We start from the raw sequence: 16,701 nt of genomic DNA on the forward strand, positions 1-16,701 counted from the left end.
CGCAAATCATCCAACGCAGAAGAAAGACGCCGTGACCGCCGAACCTTTGCAGATACTCAAGACCATCTACGGCTATGATACATTCCGTGGACGCCAGGGCGAGATCATCCAGCATGTCATCGCGGGAAACAATGCATTCGTACTCATGCCCACGGGCCTTCCGACAGGTCCGATCTTTGCCAGTGGAACCGCGAGGCAGCTCTAGGATATGCCGGATCGAACTCTTTGCCTGATCGCTGCGCTTCTGATGATGGGCTGCTTTGCGTTGATTGTTTCTAAAGCGGTTGCTGCGCCAAAGCGGGACGATCAGCCAGTCCGTATCGATGTCGGTGGGTTCAAGCTCAATAGTGTCCTGCTTGAGCCTGGTCGGAATCCAGACTTGCCACCAATCGTTTTCATTCATGGCGCCAGCGCCAGCCTTTACGATCCGATGTTCTCGTTTCGGACAAAGCTGCAGGAGCGGGCCAAGCTGTTGTTCGTCGATCGTCCGGGTCACGGCAATTCCGACGTCGGTGGTGAGCAGAACATTTTGCCCGACGGTCAAGCCGACTCCATTGCCGTCCTCATGCAGAAGCGCGGCATCAAGCGCGCTATTATTGTCGGCCATTCCTTCGGGGGAGCAATTGCCGCGTCCTTCGCCGTGCGCCATCCTGACATGGTCTCGGGCCTCGTCTTCCTGTCTCCGGCGGTCTATCCATGGAATGGCGGGATCGCTTGGTACTACGAAGCTGCCAGCGCCCCGGTCACAGGCACTTTATTCAGCACCCTTATCGTGCCACCTGTCGGGCTTTTGGCGATTGATCGTGCAACGAAAGGCGTCTTTGCCCCGAACCCGGTTCCTGCCGGCTACATCGACAAGACACGTGCCCTGCAAGCACTGCGGCCGCTCGCATTTCGGCACAATGCGAGAGAGGTTGCGGCTTTGAGCGACTGGGCCAGAGCGGCTTCCGTGAATTACCGCAAAATCAAAGTGCCTACAGTCATCATCACTGGCGATACTGATAATATCGTCTCCCCTGAGGTCCACTCCCGTCATCTCGCCCGCGATATTCGTGGTGCTCGTCTGATCGTCGTGCACAATCTCGGGCACAAGTCGGATTTCGTCGCGAGTGATCTGGTAATCGCAGCGATCGAGACGGTTGCGGGCCGCAAGTTGAACCTCAACGCCGTAAAAAGGGATGTCGAGCAGAGGATTGCACGTGACGGCAAGGATTGATGTCTGGCAGCGGCGGTGCCAGTGGGGACTATCCAGCCTCTATGGTCTCGCGGGCATTCTGCATCTCGTTCTGCCCAAACCTTTCCTCGGTATCACGCCCGCCTGGGTTCCTGAGCCGGAGGCGGTTATTTTCCTGACTGGTCTGTGTGAGATTGCCGGTGCGGTCGGACTTCTGGTGCCGCGGCTGCGGAAAGTCGCCGGCATTGGCCTGGCGTTCTATGCAATCTGCGTCTTCCCGGCCAATATCAAGCATGCCATCGACAGCCTTGGTGCAGCGACTGTTTCGCCATGGCAATGGTCCTACCATCTCATCCGGTTGCCTTTGCAGCCTTACCTGGTGTGGTTGGCGCTCTTCGCGGGAAACATCGTCGTCTGGCCATTCAGGCGTGGCGAAAAATAGCCTTGATATCGTCTGACGAAATTCGCAAAGTTTCATCGTCGGCGGATGCATCCTGAAGGCCAGGGAAAGCATGGGCACGATCACGCTCACCAACGAGATGGGTGGTGTTGCGCATATGATGATCGCCGACATCAAATAATCCAACGGCGTCATCCATGTCATCGACAAGGTTTTCTGCGCAAGATGTAGTCCGGGACCATTCCATCACCAGAATGGCCGGCGACATTTGAGGTCGCCGGCCTTTTCAGTCTTCATCGTTTAACGTCTGCCGAATTACATGTTCGGCAGAACGGCGATGTCGCGCACTTCGTTGTCGAGCCCTGTGATCGGGCCGACTTCGGTTGCCGCTCCAGTTTCGAGGTTGACCGTGTAGAGTGTCTTGGATGCGGCGAGATAGGCCACGTTCTTGCCGTCCGCCATGCCCTGAATATCAAAGGCATAGGCCGCAGGCTTGTCTTTAAGGCCGAGCTTGCCGATTGCTTTCAGCGTGCCGTCATTTGGCTTGGTCTGCTGGATCAGCGCGCCGATCGTGGCATCGATATTATACATGGCGGTCTTTTCAGGCTTGCCGACGGAGTTGGTATAGGCAGCAGCGACGATGTTCGGGGTATCGCCCTTGTGCATGTCGCCCTCCTCGAAGGCGAGCGCACCGTCAACCGTTACAGCGCCAGTATCCGGGTGGACACGATGGTTGGTTGTTCCGGTCATGAAGCGCAGCCGATCGGCCATAGGGTTGAAGTCGACCACGACAGGGGCTTGCGTCATGGTCAGCATCTTGTCCATTTTGGCGACGTCGGTGGCGGCGCCCGTTTCGAGATTGATCGAGACGATGCGATGATCCGGGGTGACGCCGATCACCGTCTTGTTGCCGGGGCGGAAGTCGATGCCGACAAGCTTGTCGACGCCAGTCACGTCCATCTTTTTCGTCACCGCCGGTTTCTCCGTATCAAAGATGACGAGCGTCCTGTCGCCGGTCAGGCCGAGGACGGGGGCAGCGAATGCGGTTGATGCCACTGCGATGGAAGCAGAGGAGGCAATCAGTGCGAAACGAATGATATTCATGTCTTTCTCCCGTGTTGAACCGTTCGGAAGTCGTGTAGCGCTCGGCTCTCGACGCTTCCTGAACTCAAGACACGCCAGCCATGCCGTTTGGATGCAGCCTGCGAAAAAATAATTTCGACTTGCATCCATTCGTCGATCCGGCGGGTATAACTTTCAAAGCCGACAGTCTTCTTCGTCGGTGTTGGGAGAAGGTATTGATGCTGATGGGCTCTAAGCCGGATGATCTCGATACGGCACTCGTTGCCTGCGCCAAGGGTGATCGCAACGCTCTGCGCCTGATCTTTGATCGGGAGGCGGGACGCCTGATTGCGGTCGCCGAGCGCATTGTCCGGCGTCGTGAGCTTGCCGAAGAGGTGGTGCAGGACGCCTTCATCCGGATCTGGACCCATGCGCATCAGTACAGGGCCGATCGCGGCTCCGCCCGAGGCTGGATCCATGCCATCGTCCGCAACCGGGCACTTAATCTCCTGCGGAACGGAAAGCGTGAGCACACCGTTGAGGAAGTGGAGGCCCTGCGCGAAAGCGAGCAGGCGGATGAGGTCATGGCGGCGTGGCACAGGCTGGACCGCAGTTCGCGGCTCTATGATTGTCTCGGCGGACTCGACGAGAGCAAACGGAGCGGCATTCTTATGGCCTATATCGGCGGCTACTCGCACGGCGAGATCGCCGGGAGGCTGCGCATTCCGCTCGGTACGACCAAATCCTGGATCAGGCGTGGCCTTGCAGCTCTCAGGGAGTGCATGGCATGACCTACGATCGCAAGGATCTCCCTGCCATTGCCGATGAATATGTCCTGGGCCTGATGGAGGCCGCGGATGTTGACGAGGTTGAGGTTGCCATGGAACGCGATGCTGAACTGCGCGCCGCAATTGCTGCCAGCCGCGAGCGCTTCCTGCCACTCGACATGAGCGTGGCACCTGCTACCGTCACCGAGCAGCTTTGGCAGCGCATCGAAGCGGCCTTGCCGGTCCAGGATCAAACCGCTGTTATGCCTCTGATCTCAAACGCTAATGACAACCGTAGAAACGGTTGGCGAATGGCCGCGATCTCGGCCATCGCCGCCACCTTTCTGCTCGCGATCGGTCTCGCTTACAGCCTGACCCGGACGGTGGAACCGCTTGTCGTCGCGGTTCTGATCAATGATGCTGGGGAGGTGCAGGCGGTCGTCGAGGATTTCGGCAATGAGCAGGCGACGATCCGTATGCTGGCCGATTTCAACATCCCCGGGGACAAGACGATCCAGGTCTGGACCCTGCCGTCCAGAGACAGGGGGCCAGTTTCCCTTGGCCTCATCGACGGTGTGCGATCGGCACGTCTGGCTGTTCCGCAAATGCCGACGCCAAGGGGGGACCAGCTCTATGAGATCACGCTGGAAGACGCTGGTGGATCTCCAACCGGGCGGCCGACCGGACCGATCCTCGCTAAGGGCCTCGCGAAGTTGCTGCGATAATAATCGCGCCAGATATCTCCGTGTGGTGCTTGTTGAAGACGATTGCATCATCGCAGAGTGATGAACGTGGATGGTTGAGACGAAGATAGGTCCGGTGAGTCGGGGGGGGCTCGGTAACATGTTTAGGGTAAGTGTTCCGCTACCCCCCCCTCGACCTTAGTCTTCGATGATCTCGCTCTGCTTGCTGGTATCACGCATGAACAAGTAGACGATGAGCGACACGCCAATCATGGCGGTGACGTACCAGTAGAAACCCTGTTCCCAACCGGCGGTCTTAAAGCGCAATGCAACGAACTCCGCTGTACCGCCGAAGAGCGTGTTGGCGAGCGCATAAGGAAGAGCAACGCCGAGCGCGCGGATATGGGCGGGGAAGAGCTCTGCTTTGACCACCGCGTTGATCGAGGTGTAGCCCGTCACGATTACCAGTGCGGCCATGACCAGCAATCCGGCCGTCAGCGGATCCTTGGCATGTTCCAGAGCCGAGAAGATCGGGTAGGTGAAGAGCACGCCCAATACACCGAATGTCACCATCAGCGGCTTGCGGCCGATCTTGTCGGACAGTCCGCCTGCAAGTGGCTGCAGCAGCATGAAGACGAAGAGCGTGACGGCGTTGATCTCGCTGGCGACCTCACGGGAGAAGCCGGAGGTGTTGACCAGAAATTTCTGCATGTAGATCGAGTAGGCGTAGAAGGCCAGGGTGCCGCCTGCGGTCAGGAGCATGACAAGTGCGGTCTCTTTCGGATGCTTGGTCAGAAGCTGCCAGAAGCCAGACTTCGGCGTGCCCTCAGCCTTGGCGTTCTTGAAGCTTTCGGTTTCAGCAAGACCGCGACGCAGCCAGAAGACGACGACGGCCAGCGCCGCGCCAACGAAGAACGGAATGCGCCAGCCCCAGGCATTGAGATCTTCCGGGGTCATGACGTTCTGTAGAATGATGAGGACGGCAATCGCCAGAAGCTGGCCCGAGATAAGGGTCACGTACTGGAAGGAGGAGAAAAAGCCGCGGCGTTCCTTGCCCGCCATTTCGGAAAGATAGGTGGCAGAGGCGCCATATTCGCCGCCGACGGAGAGACCCTGCAGCAAGCGGGCGATGACGAGAAGCGTCGGTGCGGCAACGCCGATCGTCTGGTAATCCGGTGTCAGGGCAATGATCAGCGAACCAAGGCACATGAGGGTCACTGAAAGCGCCAGTCCGGACTTGCGGCCATGGCGGTCGGCATAAAGACCCATGATCCATGCACCGACTGGGCGCATCACGAAGCCGACGGCGAAGACGGCCGCGGAATTCAGAAGTTGTGCGGTCTGATCGCCTGCGGGAAAGAAGTGCGGTGCGAAGTAGAGCGCAAACGCGGCATAGACGTACCAGTCGAACCATTCGACGAGATTGCCCGTCGAACCGCCGATAATCGATTTCAGGCGCTGCTTGCGGTCTGGCGACTGCGCGGCAGCCTGATTTGCTGCTCCGTGGGTGACAGTATTTCCAGTCTCGATCAACACACTCAGACCCTCCCTTGGTCAAGTTCTACAAAGACGCCCGGTGCCTTCTTCCAGGCAGGGCCAAGATCGTGACGCGCGGCTCGAGCCTGGGATATTCCCTCCGAGTGACCAGCGAGCGTCCCGCAGAAGGCGTCCTTGCTGATCAGCACATGGCCGTTGATTTTAAAGCTGTTCGGCCATCCTCCCGACGGCGCGTCCTCTTCATGCAATCTGCGGCAGGGTGGGATGTCATGTGAAGGATTGATTGATGATCAATTAACTATCTGAATCTAATCAATTTAATTGATATATCCGAAAGGTCCGAGGTAAAATCTGTGCTGATTTTTGCATGGCGTTTCGATTGATTGTGCAATATCCTGCACAGATGTCTCTGAAATCTCGCCTACAAATCCTAGTGCTGGTGCTGCTCGTCCTCGTCGTTATTGCTCTCGTCTGGAGTGGAGCGTCCCTTTGGTCGCGTCGGCAGGCGTCGGAGCAGCTGGCGGAGGAGGCTGAGCTGCTGGTGCGCCAGCACAGCCTGTTGATCGACAGCGAGCTTGCCCGTTTTCGGCTGATGCCGATCGTTCTCGGCGAATATGGCGATCTGGTTGATGTTCTATCGACCAAGAATCCGGAGACGGCAGCGCGGCTCAGCGAGAAATTCGGTTCTCTCGTGCGAGAGACCGGAGCCTCCTATATCTATCTGATCAATCGCGATGGCGTTGCCGTCGCCGCTTCCAATGCCCGCGACGACAGGAGCTTCGTCGGGCAGAATTTCGGCTTCCGTCCCTATTTCACCGGCGCAATGCGGGAGGGGAAGGCGGAGTACTATGGCGCGGGCCTGCTCACCCGCCAGGCAGGCCTGTTTCTGGCGCGGCGCGTCGGCCAAAGCGATGCCGCGTCCGGTGTCGTCGTCGTCAAATATGAGTTCGGCGCGCTTTCCGCCATCTGGGCCGGTGATCCGGGGCGCACGCTGATCGTCGATGCCAACGGCATCATTCTGGCGGCACCCGACAAGGACCAGATTCTCACAACCCTTGCTCCTTTGCCCACCGCCGTTCGTCAGCGGATCGATGCGATCGGCCAGTATGGCGATGCAAAGCTTGAGCCCGGCCACTATCGCTTTGCGGGACCGGATCGGATCGAGACGGCGCAGGGCGCGGAGATGATTTATGCCGCACTTCCCATTGCCGGAACGGATCTTCGCATCCTGCATCTTCTCGACACGCGACCGGCGCGTATCGCTGCCGACCGGCGGGCCACGCTTGCCGCGCTTGCCATCCTCCCGCTTCTGCTTCTCGCCGGTTCAGGCGTCTGGTGGCAGGCCAATCGCACTGCACGGCGCGCTGCAGAGCGGCGCAGCCTCGAGGCGGCGGTTGCTCAACGAACGGCGCAGTTGCGTGAAGAAATGGGATATCGGGCGATTGCCGATCAGCGTTACCGAGAAGCGCGAGAGGAGCTGGCACAGGCCAATCGGCTCGCCTCTGTCGGCTCCATTACTGCTGGCCTCATGCATGAGATCAATCAGCCGGTTGCGACCATCCGCACCCTTTCGGAAAATGCGCTTCACCATCTTGCGGCCAGTCGCAGCGAGCGGGTTCGCGACAGTCTCAGCACGATGATTGCGATGACGGAGCGGATCGGCACGCTGACGCAGGAAATGCGCGGTTTCTCCCGCAAGGGAGAGGGGCAAATCGGAGAAGAACCCCTGGATGGTATTATCGCGGGCGCGATGCTGTTGATGGAAGACCGGATCCGGAAGGCAGGCATTCGCTTGACGCTGCCGCCAAGTGGTCAACCAGGTGTACTTGGCAAGCGAGTGCCGCTCGAACAGGTTCTGGTCAATCTGTTGCAGAACGCCATGGACGCGCTGGAGGGATACGCCGATCCGGAGATTGCGATAACGGTGGAGCATCACGAGGACATGATTTGCCTGACGGTTGCCGATAACGGCCCGGGCATCGATCCGCAGCTCGGCAAGCAAGTCTTTCAGCCCTTCGTGACCGGCAAGCCAAATGGCCTCGGGCTTGGTCTTGGCATTGCCCAGGATATCATGAGCGATCTTGGCGGCGCTCTCACCATCACGGCGTCGGCGTTTGGGGGCGCGGCCTTTACCGTTACCATGAGGGCGGCATGACGCAGAATGCACCAGAGAAGATCCTGCTCGTCGAAGACAATATCGCCTTTCGTGCAGCATTGGCGGACAGCTTCGCCATCGCCGGCTTGGAGGTGGAGGTGCATGACGATGGCAAATCGGCGCTTGCCAGCCTCTCCACCACGCTGCCCGGTGTCGTCGTCACCGATCTTCGCATGCCGCGCCTCGATGGCAACGACCTGTTCGATGCAATCCTTGCTCGCGATCGCGAATTGCCGGTCATCCTCATGACAGGGCATGGCGATATCGCCATGGCAGTCGCCGCCTTGAAGCGGGGCGCCTTCGATTTCGTGGCAAAGCCGTTCATGACGGACCATCTGATCGCCTCCGTCCGACGCGCGCTGGAAACCCGCCGTCTGGTCGTGGACAATCGGCGGCTGCGTCAGGCGGCTCTCGAGGCGGAACTGACATCGCCGCTGCTCGGCCAGACGCCCGCTATGGTCCAGTTGCGGGACTTGATTGAACGGGTCGCTCCGACGGACGTCAATGTGCTTGTCGAAGGCGAGACCGGGACGGGCAAGGAGCTGATTGCCAGGCTATTGCACCAGGGAAGCCCGCGCCGCGCGCGCCCATTCATCCGCGTCGATTGCGCGTCAGTTTCGGATGCGATGGTTGACGAGACACTGTTCGGCACGCGCCTTCGTCGTGGGCTGATTGCCGAGGCCCAGCGTGGAACGCTGTTTCTGGATGGGGTGGAAACCATGTCTTCCCTGATGCAGGGGCGGATGCTAGGCGTGGTGGAAAGTCGGGAAATGCCCAATCCAAGCGGCGGGATGACCCCCGTCGATGTCAGGATCATTACCACCTTGACGAGGACACACCTCGCCGGTGACGATGATAAGGCAGGCTTCCGCAAGGATCTGCTTTATCACCTCGAGACCGTGCGCCTCGGTGTGCCGCCACTGCGTCAAAGGCAGGGGGACATTGCCATCCTGTTCCATGTGTTTTTAGAGGATGCAGCGCGCCGCCATGGGCTCCCCAGTCCGCAGATCGATGCGGAGATTGAAGCGTTTCTCCTGAGCAATGAATGGCCGGGCAATATCCGCGAATTGCGCAACTATGCAACGCAGGTCGCGCTTGGTCTTGCCTCACCGCACCGCCAAGCGTCGACGAGGTTGGGTCTGGTCGAACAGATGGATGCTTTCGAGACAAGCGTTCTAACCCAGGCACTCCAAAGCCATGGCGGTGACGCAACGGCCGTCGCAGAGGCGCTGAATCTTCCCCGGCGAAGCCTTTACGCGCGGTTGCAGCGCTTGGGGATTCATCCCGCCTTCTTCAGAAAGCCGCGTTGAGGCATCGACTCGTGGTCGCGCCTGAGCACTTGTGCTGACTTCACCTTCAGTGGTCACTAGGCTTTGATTTTATGTTCCTGGTTCGATCAAAGTGGTACGGGCAGCAGACCGGTCGACTTCGGTCTGACGCTGGAAAATTTCATCCGGACCAGAGACCCCACTCGAAGTCGTTCTCGAGTTATGATGAATGCTCAAAAAGTACATCTGATGATTGGCGTGGTTCGTGAGACGCTGTTCAAGACATATGGGTCTGATCGGCGCCAACAAGTGTCGTCGGAGCGCCGCTCGGATCTGCAGCGGTGCGCCTTTAGGTTCGGTTTGCAATGGCATGTCATGGCGCGCGGTCCGCTAGTTTAGTCGTTGACTGGTCCTGGCATCGAACAGGTGGATCGACGCCAGATCCGGCTGAATCTGGATGGTCGCGCCCGGCTGTGCCTGTACACGCTCGCGAAAAACACCGATGACCTGATGATTGCCGAGCATCATCGTAACCTGCGTTTCCGACCCCATTGGTTCCACCAGCAAAACCGTTGCGGTGAGGCCTTGGTTGACCAGCTCGAAATGTTCCGGGCGGATGCCGTATATTGCTTCGCCTGTGGCGGAACCTGGCGGGAGGGGCAAAATGACGCCGTCAGCCTCGAAGCCATTGGCCGTAAGTTGTCCCTTGATGAAATTCATCGCCGGCGAACCGATGAAGCCGGCGACGAAGGGATTGGCGGGCCGGTCATAAAGTTCGAGCGGCGCCCCGCATTGCTCCACCCGTCCGGCATTCATGACTACGATCTTGTCGGCCATGGTCATGGCTTCCACCTGGTCATGCGTGACATAAACGGTGGTGACCCCCAGACGCTGGTGCAGCCCCTTGATTTCACCGCGCATCACCACGCGCAATTTGGCATCAAGATTGCTGAGCGGTTCGTCGAACAGAAAAACCTGAGGATTGCGGACGATTGCGCGGCCCATGGCGACACGCTGCCGTTGGCCGCCGGAAAGCTGGCGGGGGAACCGTTCGAGCAATGGCGTCAGCCCCAATATGTCAGCCGCCCAGCTCACCCGCTCGGCAATCTCGGTCTTGCTGCCGCCGCGATGCTCGAGCGAGAAGGCCATGTTCCTGGCGACGCTCATGTGCGGATAAAGCGCGTAGTTCTGAAAGACCATGGCGATGTCGCGGTCTTTCGGTTCGATCTCGTTGACGACACAGCTGCTGATCGAGATATCGCCGCTGGTCACGGTTTCAAGGCCTGCGATCATCCGCAGCAAAGTGGATTTGCCGCAGCCCGAAGGGCCGACGAGGACAACGAATTCGCCATCGGCAATATCGATATCGACACCATGGATGGTGGCGAATGCGCCATAGCTTTTCTTGACGGATCTAAGGGTAACGGGTGCCATGGGTCAGCCTTTCGATTAGCCTTTAAGCCCGGTATGGGCGAGGCCTTCGACGAATTGTTTCTGCGCAACGATGAAGACGATGAGTACGGGGATGGCGGTCATCGTTGCGGCGGCAAGCTGGATGTTCCACATCGGTCCGCCATAGGCGTCGGTAAATTGTGTCAATGCCTGGGGCAGGGTGAACTTATCGGGGCTGGAGAGAAAGACGATGGGTTCGAGATAGAGGTTCCAGCTGCCGAGAAATGTGAAGATTGCAACGGCGGCCAGCGCCGGACGGGCAAGCGGCAGGGCGATGGTCCAGAATATCTTGAATCGGCCGAGGCCATCGACCCGGGCGGCTTCCTCCAGTTCCACGGGTAAGGAGATGAAGAACTGACGCATGATGAAGGTGGCGAAGACCGCCGGCGCGCCGAATATCGGCACCAGGATCAGTGGCCAGTGTGTGTTGATCATGCCCCATTTGAGAAACATCCGGAACAGCGGAACCAGCGTCACTTCTGACGGGATCAGCAACCCCACCAGCACCACCATGAAGATGGCATTGGCGAAGGGGAACCTGATGCGCGCAAAGGCATATCCGGCCATCGAAGCCACTGCCATGGTGCCGATGGTGACGATTGCGGCGATATAGGCAGAGTTCCAGTATTGCAGCGCGAAGGGCTGTATTCTGAAAACGTCGGAATAGGAGGAAAAATCAAAGGCGCGCGGCCAGATATCCGGCGGAAAGGCAAATATCTGGCTGACGGGTTTGACCGACGACGTGACCATCCACCAGGTCGGAAAAACGAAGGGGACAAGCAGCACGCAGAGTATGAAATAGATCAGCGTCTGCGCGCGTGGGCTGAGTTCAGTTTTCATAGAATACGAACTTTCTGCGCAGGTGCCATTGGATGAAGGTGAGCGCGCCGACAATGACCAGCAGGATGATGGAGAGTGTCGAGCCATAACCGAAGAGGTAGAACTGGAAGGCCTGCTGGTAGAGGTAATAAACGAGAACCGTCGTGGAAAAGCCCGGCCCGCCCTGCGTGAGGATCATGATCTGCGCAAAGACCTGCAACGCGCCAACGATGGTGACGATGGAGGCGAGCAGGATCGTCGGGCTGATCATCGGCAGGGTGATGCGATAAAATTGCTTGAAGCGCGGCACACCGTCGACGCGCGCGGCTTCGAACAGTTCCCGCGGCACGCCCTGTAGTGCGGCAAGAAACAGGATCATGTTGAGACCAAGGTTCTTGAGTGCTTGCACGACGATGACCGAGATCATCGCGGTTGTTGGGTGGCGCAGCCAGTTGGGACCCTCAACGCCGATCATTTGCAGGAGGCCGTTGATGCCGCCATTGTTCTGCAGAAGGAAACTCCACACGATTGTCCAGGCGACCAGTGACACCACCACAGGCGAAAAGAACAGCGTGCGGAACACGGTCATGAAGGCCAGCTTCTGGTTCAGGAGCAACGCAAGCCCCAGCGCCAGGCTCATATTGAGCAGGGCAAGCCCGGCGGAGAACACGGCGGTCACCGCCAGCACTTCGCCTATGGCCGGGTCGCCGAGCAGCTTCTGGTAGTTGGCGACGCCGGTGAACCGGAACGACCCCGCCAGCACGTTCCACTCATGCAGTGAATACCAGAAGACCAGCACCAGCGGCACGAGCACGAAGACAACGATACCGATGAGTTGCGGCGCTATGAACAGATAACCGGTGGCGGCGTCACGGCGCGCCATGGTCCAGAAACCGCGCCGGGCCGGTGTCTGCGCTGTCTGGAGGGCAAGCGTCATGGCTTTTCTTCCTTCTGCCTTTCGCATCCACGGAAAATCGGATGATTACCAAGCCTCAATTGGCCGCCAGCAACGGATCGAGACGGCCGCAAAGCGCTTGCAGGACAGCCGCGACATCGGCATCGGGACGCCAGAGACCGTCAAGGCCAGCGCGAACGGTCTGTTGCAGCCGGGCAAAATTGCGGACCTGCTGCGTTGATTGACCGGTGGCGACGCCACGAATGACCACGGCCTCTATCTGTTTACGCGACAGCAATGGGTTGGCGGCCGCGAGGACATCGGCGGTGAGCAGGCTCTGCCGTGCTGGCGGGAAAAACCGCGCGAGCTTGGCCACATTAGGCTTGGAGGAGAAAAACGCCAGGAATTCCGCCGCAAGCTTCGGGTTTTTGCCGCTGGCCATGACGCCAATGCCTGCCCGGCCTGTTACGGCATAGTCACCTGCAGGTCCTGTCGGCAAGGGCACGAGATCCCAGTCGAAGCCTTTGTCGCCTTTCGGCAGCAGCGCTGCGCGGCTGATCTGGGTGGTCGTCATCGCCGCATCCCCGGCAAAAAAGTCGGCGGAAACACCGGGGCCCGGCATGGCTTTTTTCACGAAGATCGCATCGTGGATGAAGCGCATCGCATCAACCATCTCCGGGCTGGCAAAAGCGCAGGACTTGGTATCTTTCGACCAGGGATAGGCATTCCACCCGGTATAGACTTCGGCAAGGTTTTCCCAGGCCTTGTATTCGAAATCACGAATGATCAATCCCTGTTTGCCGGTGGCCGCGACTTTCGCCGCCGTCGCAATGGCATTGTCCCAGTTCCATTCGCCGGCAGCGATCATCTCGGCGGGCGTCTTTGCGCCTGCAGCCCGGATCATGTCGTTGTTGACGAAAACGCCGAAGGGCGATGTCGAGAAGGGATAGAGATATTGTACCCCTTCATACGACCAGGCGGTGAGTGTTGCCGGGGGGAAGTCGCCCATGTCGTAACCTTCGGTATTGGCAAAAGTTTCGGTGAGGGGATAAAGCGCCCCGGCCGCCATGAAGTCAGGCGCGGTCGTGTCGAAAAGCCAGGCCAGATCGGGAGGGTTGCCGCCGGCGATCTGGGTGGTCAGGGTGGTGGCATAACCTTCGTAGGCAAGCGAATCGTAGGTGATCTTGACGTCGGGATGGCTGGCTTCGAACTCATCGGCGATCTCGTTGAAGAGGGCGAGATGGGCTTCGTTTGCGCTCCAGATGGCCATCCGTAATTCCTGCGACAAAGCTGGCGAAACCAGCCCGGATGTGACCAGAAAACCGGTCAATGCAATTTTGACTATACTCCTGCGCATGAATAATCCTCCCAGATTATACGTTTTGGCTAGTAGCCGCGAATATCAGGCCAATGGCGCTCCACCCCTTGGCGTTCGATGTGGGTGTGAAACTCCGCCAGCCGCTTTTCATCGGCATGCACGCCATGCGGGGTCTCGCCCCTGTCAAGGCAGTACGCGGCCAGCATGCCGGCCACTTCGCCGATGTTCCATTCGACCGGATGCAGCCTGTAACAACCATTGGTGATATGCGTCGTGCCGATATTCTTGGATGCCGCCAGCAGGTTCGTTTTGTGGCGGGGAATAAGAGCACCGAGTGGAATTTCGAAAGGGCAGGCGCCGACATCGATATAGTTATCGCCGCCCGTCGAGGGGTGCAGGTCGATGCGGTACATACCGATACCGATACTATCAGGGTAGTGCACCGCGCCGCGATCGCCGCGCACGGCAAGCGACAGATCCTGTTCGACCACCGTGGTCAGAGCACGAATGCGACGGCTTTCACGGATATAGGGCGCCATGGCCAGGCCATGCTCCGTGCCGGTAATGTCGCCGCGCAGGCGCAGGCCCGGAAAGCCCTGACCGCCATCCGGGCGGGGCGCCTCGGTCTGCATCCAGTAGAACATGGAATAGGACAGACTAGCCGCATCGGCCAGCCGCTCGGCATATTGTTCGGGGGTAACGTCGATGATCGGTGCCTCGAAATAATCGATCATCGGCCAGTTCACGAGGCAGATATCGCTGGCATAGGCGCCGGGCCGAAATGTATGGCGGGCTGCAATGCGGCGGAATATCCACAGGCTCATATCGCCGGCGCTGTGGCGCTGGTCGGCAACGTCGCGTGTTGCGTTGTCGACCGGGTTGGGATCGAAGAACCGGCGGCTGCGCTCCAGTGTCCGCGGATTGGGCGAGTCCCAGCTCAATAGCGGGCCGCCCCAGAATTCGGGGGCAACCTGACGCCAGTGGTCATACCGGGCGGGCTTGTCGATGACATGATTGCCGTCAACCTGATCGACGGCGAAGCAGATCGAGACGGCCTGCTGATTATGCGGTTGCGCCTCGGCCGGCGCGCTCGGTTCACCGGTTTCGGACTGGGCTTCGAAACCAGTGACATAGTCGGTTGCGGTCAGTGGCAGCAGATCGCCCAGTTCGGTAGCGTCGATGATATAGCGGGCCGAACAGGAAACGAGATCACCGGTATTGCAATGGCGCAGCGTCACGGCCTGCACGGTATCACCGTCGACCTCCGCTGATATCGGCCCATAGGGTTTGAGGATGGTCAGCTTGCCGCCCGCCGTGTAAGGCGCAAGCATTGCTTCCATCACTGCCAGCGAAACGCGTGGTTCATGGCACAGGCGAGATACGTTGCCGTCTCCGGGGTTGAGCGTCAGATCGGCGCGGGCGGTGTCGGTGAGCGGATAGTGGTCGCGGTAATATTGCCGCACACCCGTGCGCAGGGCGCGATAGCTGGCGGTAATCCCGAACTGTTCAACCCAGCTGTGCTCGTCGGGCGGTACGGCTTGGCTGGTCAGCTGGCCGCCAATCCATTCGAATGCTTCGGTCAGGATAACGCTGCGGCCGTTGCGCAGGGCCCCAAGCGCCGCCGCCACGCCGCCAAGTCCGCCGCCAACCACAAGAATATCTGCATTGTATTCTCTCACGTCAGGTTCTCTTTCCTTAAGTTGGGCCTTGAGTTGGGGAGGCGAGCGTTTCGCCCGCCACGATGTCGCAGCCCAGCAATATCTGCTTTACGGGGCCGGGGGGGCTGGTGAGGGTCTCGACCAGCATGGAAGTCGCCTGCCTGCCCATTTCTTCGCGGGGGATGGCATAGGAGGTGAAGACGCGTTGCAACCGAAGCGTATGCGTGCGGGTGCCGCTGCCCAGCACCACGATGGAAAGATCGGCGGGGACACTCACCCCCTGGGCACGGGCATGATTGTCGAAGACCACCGCTTCGGCCACCTCGGCAAAAAAAACGACGCTTGCTCCGCTGGCGCGAACAGCGGCCAGCTGCTCGGCCGGATCGCCATTTTCACTTTCGTGGGAATAGACCAGCTCCGCCGCGCCCTTGATTGCGGCGAGAAAACCACGCCAGCGATCGCTGATGGATTCCGCCGGACCCGTCGCGCCGATAAAGGCGAAGCGGCGATGGCCAGCGGCAAGTGCTTCTCGGACAAGTGCATGAGTGGCCGTCACATAATCCGCGCCAACATAACGCACGGGCCCGCCGGCATCGTCACGACGACCGACTGCGACGTAAGGATAGTCACCGGCAACCAGCTGGGCCAACTCATCGCGGTCGAACTGGCTGCCCAGAATGAGGCATCCGTCGGCCAGTCGAAGCCGACCTGTTTCCCCGAAGATGCGCTTGCGGCCATTATCGTCACGCGCCGCAGCCGTCATCAGCAGAAGGTCGTAGCCCAACCTCTCCGCTTCCTCCTCTATTCCCATCAAGAAAGGTGTGTAGAAATCCGCCTGCGCAATCGGGAAAGCCGGCTGATAGGTAAAAACACCCAGAATCCGGTTGGCGCCCTTGACCATGCTGCGCGCGATGGGATCTGCCACATAACCGGTGTCGCGAATGGCCTTCAGCACGCGCTCGCGCGTCTCAGGCGGAATGCGACCTTCAGCGGATTTCGCTTCGTTCAGCACGAGCGAAACCGTTGCCTGACTGACGCCCGCGAAGATCGCAATATCACGTTGCGTCACCCGCCTAACCATCGGAACCTCATCTTCAGTCTACATGCTAATGCGTATTAGCTGCTGATACGTATAAACAGGGTTTGCGAGAGGATGTCAAGAGTGCGGCGTTCCGTGATGACGTGTCGGAGCGAAGCGTGCCATTTGCGGGGAGCCATCAGACATTTTTCAGCCATAGACTTGGTGCTGCCAGCAGAGGCTACCGAGGATATAAGAAAGATCCGGCGTTTCGATGCGCATGATAAGTCCCGGCTCTGGTGCGCAACGCTGCGCGTATAATTGTTTCGCCTTCTACGGTAGCCGCTTGCTCCGCTCGGAGGACGGCTCGACCCGATACCAGCCGTAGCTGCAGAGTCGCGTGCGCATCGATTTTGAAATCGGGGGGCGTGGATCGCTTATATCAGCGGGGTTGAGGAGGCGCTGACCAAACGTCCGCATCCTCGATGAAGGTTCTCTTAGTTCGTCTGTCGTAGAGGCAGAGTTTGGAAGTGTT

The 16,701-nt window shown here is 59.2% G+C and carries 15 protein-coding genes and 1 pseudogene; 8 read left to right on the forward strand and 8 right to left on the reverse strand.

The genetic code is table 11. The features are described 5' to 3' along the window. From PL640_RS24560 to PL640_RS24575, 4 genes and pseudogenes are all read left to right on the forward strand, one after another. Window positions 1–205, forward strand: a 205-nt coding sequence (locus tag PL640_RS24560; RefSeq protein WP_271363810.1) for a hypothetical protein, incomplete at its 5' end; no start/stop codon positions are given. Between the two features lie 3 nt (window positions 206–208). Next, window positions 209–1,216, forward strand: a complete 1,008-nt coding sequence (locus PL640_RS24565; protein WP_442867055.1) for an alpha/beta fold hydrolase — start codon at window positions 209–211, stop codon at window positions 1,214–1,216. Continuing rightward, window positions 1,200–1,616, forward strand: a complete 417-nt coding sequence (locus PL640_RS24570; protein ID WP_271363783.1) for a DoxX family protein — start codon at window positions 1,200–1,202, stop codon at window positions 1,614–1,616. Before PL640_RS24565 ends, PL640_RS24570 begins: the two co-directional genes overlap by 17 nt. Before the next feature lie 37 nt (window positions 1,617–1,653). Then, window positions 1,654–1,755: pseudogene (locus tag PL640_RS24575) on the forward strand (fasciclin domain-containing protein); the annotation flags it as partial. A 134-nt stretch (window positions 1,756–1,889) separates the two neighbouring features. Here PL640_RS24575 and PL640_RS24580 read toward each other — a convergent pair. After that, complete coding sequence (locus PL640_RS24580; protein WP_271363784.1) at window positions 1,890–2,678, reverse strand: DUF4394 domain-containing protein; 789 nt, start codon at window positions 2,676–2,678, stop codon at window positions 1,890–1,892. A gap of 203 nt (window positions 2,679–2,881) precedes the next feature. Here PL640_RS24580 and PL640_RS24585 point away from each other — a divergent pair, with 203 nt between their 5' ends. Together PL640_RS24585 and PL640_RS24590 are read left to right on the forward strand one after the other, a co-directional pair. Beyond that, on the forward strand, window positions 2,882–3,427 hold the full coding sequence (locus tag PL640_RS24585) for a sigma-70 family RNA polymerase sigma factor (RefSeq protein WP_271363809.1): 546 nt from the start codon (window positions 2,882–2,884) through the stop codon (window positions 3,425–3,427). Continuing rightward, complete coding sequence (locus PL640_RS24590) at window positions 3,424–4,128, forward strand: anti-sigma factor (protein WP_271363785.1); 705 nt, start codon at window positions 3,424–3,426, stop codon at window positions 4,126–4,128. The genes PL640_RS24585 and PL640_RS24590 overlap by 4 nt, the downstream gene beginning before the upstream one ends. Before the next feature lie 156 nt (window positions 4,129–4,284). Here the strand turns inward: PL640_RS24590 and PL640_RS24595 are convergent, their stop codons facing one another. Then, complete coding sequence (locus PL640_RS24595) at window positions 4,285–5,541, reverse strand: MFS transporter (RefSeq protein WP_269703556.1); 1,257 nt, start codon at window positions 5,539–5,541, stop codon at window positions 4,285–4,287. Window positions 5,542–5,986: 445 nt separating this feature from the next. On the opposite strand from PL640_RS24595, the gene PL640_RS24600 reads away from it, so the two are divergent. Both PL640_RS24600 and PL640_RS24605 read left to right on the forward strand, forming a co-directional pair. Beyond that, window positions 5,987–7,738, forward strand: coding sequence for a sensor histidine kinase (locus PL640_RS24600; protein ID WP_271363786.1), 1,752 nt, complete (start codon window positions 5,987–5,989; stop codon window positions 7,736–7,738). Next, the gene (locus PL640_RS24605; RefSeq protein WP_271363787.1) at window positions 7,735–9,048 is read left to right on the forward strand and encodes a sigma-54-dependent transcriptional regulator; all 1,314 of its coding nucleotides are present in this window, start codon (window positions 7,735–7,737) and stop codon (window positions 9,046–9,048) included. Before PL640_RS24600 ends, PL640_RS24605 begins: the two co-directional genes overlap by 4 nt. A gap of 348 nt (window positions 9,049–9,396) precedes the next feature. Here PL640_RS24605 and PL640_RS24610 read toward each other — a convergent pair whose 3' ends face one another. Genes PL640_RS24610 through PL640_RS24635 form a run of 6 tightly spaced genes read right to left on the reverse strand, consistent with a single transcriptional unit; the run spans window position 9,397 to window position 16,229 of the window. Continuing rightward, window positions 9,397–10,440: an ABC transporter ATP-binding protein gene (locus PL640_RS24610; RefSeq protein WP_271363788.1), complete on the reverse strand. Its 1,044-nt coding sequence runs from the start codon at window positions 10,438–10,440 to the stop codon at window positions 9,397–9,399. A gap of 15 nt (window positions 10,441–10,455) precedes the next feature. Then, window positions 10,456–11,298, reverse strand: coding sequence for a carbohydrate ABC transporter permease (locus PL640_RS24615; protein WP_080813145.1), 843 nt, complete (start codon window positions 11,296–11,298; stop codon window positions 10,456–10,458). Beyond that, a complete protein-coding gene (locus tag PL640_RS24620; RefSeq protein WP_271363790.1) occupies window positions 11,288–12,214 on the reverse strand; it encodes a carbohydrate ABC transporter permease in 927 nt (308 codons plus the stop codon). Before PL640_RS24620 ends, PL640_RS24615 begins: the two co-directional genes overlap by 11 nt. A 55-nt stretch (window positions 12,215–12,269) precedes the next feature. Next, window positions 12,270–13,529: an ABC transporter substrate-binding protein gene (locus PL640_RS24625; protein WP_271363791.1), complete on the reverse strand. Its 1,260-nt coding sequence runs from the start codon at window positions 13,527–13,529 to the stop codon at window positions 12,270–12,272. Between the two features lie 29 nt (window positions 13,530–13,558). After that, window positions 13,559–15,169, reverse strand: a complete 1,611-nt coding sequence (locus PL640_RS24630; protein WP_271363792.1) for an FAD-dependent oxidoreductase — start codon at window positions 15,167–15,169, stop codon at window positions 13,559–13,561. Window positions 15,170–15,185: 16 nt separating this feature from the next. Then, window positions 15,186–16,229 (reverse strand): LacI family DNA-binding transcriptional regulator, encoded by a 1,044-nt coding sequence (locus PL640_RS24635; RefSeq protein WP_271363793.1) that lies wholly within the window; start codon window positions 16,227–16,229, stop codon window positions 15,186–15,188. Between the last annotated feature and the right edge of the window lie 472 nt (window positions 16,230–16,701).

This window comes from Agrobacterium sp. ST15.16.024 (genome assembly GCF_027956545.1).
GTDB lineage: Bacteria > Pseudomonadota > Alphaproteobacteria > Rhizobiales > Rhizobiaceae > Agrobacterium > Agrobacterium cucumeris.

Excerpts from the sequence above, each read along its gene's own strand:
- PL640_RS24615 (WP_080813145.1), bottom strand. The coding sequence starts at position 11,298 with ATGAAAACTGAACTCAGCCCACGCGCGCAGACGCTGATCTATTTCATA.
- PL640_RS24600 (WP_271363786.1), top strand. The coding sequence starts at position 5,987 with ATGTCTCTGAAATCTCGCCTACAAATCCTAGTGCTGGTGCTGCTCGTC.
- PL640_RS24620 (WP_271363790.1), bottom strand. The coding sequence starts at position 12,214 with ATGACGCTTGCCCTCCAGACAGCGCAGACACCGGCCCGGCGCGGTTTC.
- PL640_RS24605 (WP_271363787.1), top strand. The coding sequence starts at position 7,735 with ATGACGCAGAATGCACCAGAGAAGATCCTGCTCGTCGAAGACAATATC.
- PL640_RS24585 (WP_271363809.1), top strand. The coding sequence starts at position 2,882 with ATGGGCTCTAAGCCGGATGATCTCGATACGGCACTCGTTGCCTGCGCC.
- PL640_RS24625 (WP_271363791.1), bottom strand. The coding sequence starts at position 13,529 with ATGCGCAGGAGTATAGTCAAAATTGCATTGACCGGTTTTCTGGTCACA.
- PL640_RS24610 (WP_271363788.1), bottom strand. The coding sequence starts at position 10,440 with ATGGCACCCGTTACCCTTAGATCCGTCAAGAAAAGCTATGGCGCATTC.
- PL640_RS24635 (WP_271363793.1), bottom strand. The coding sequence starts at position 16,229 with ATGGTTAGGCGGGTGACGCAACGTGATATTGCGATCTTCGCGGGCGTC.
- PL640_RS24565 (WP_442867055.1), top strand. The coding sequence starts at position 209 with ATGCCGGATCGAACTCTTTGCCTGATCGCTGCGCTTCTGATGATGGGC.
- PL640_RS24580 (WP_271363784.1), bottom strand. The coding sequence starts at position 2,678 with ATGAATATCATTCGTTTCGCACTGATTGCCTCCTCTGCTTCCATCGCA.
- PL640_RS24590 (WP_271363785.1), top strand. The coding sequence starts at position 3,424 with ATGACCTACGATCGCAAGGATCTCCCTGCCATTGCCGATGAATATGTC.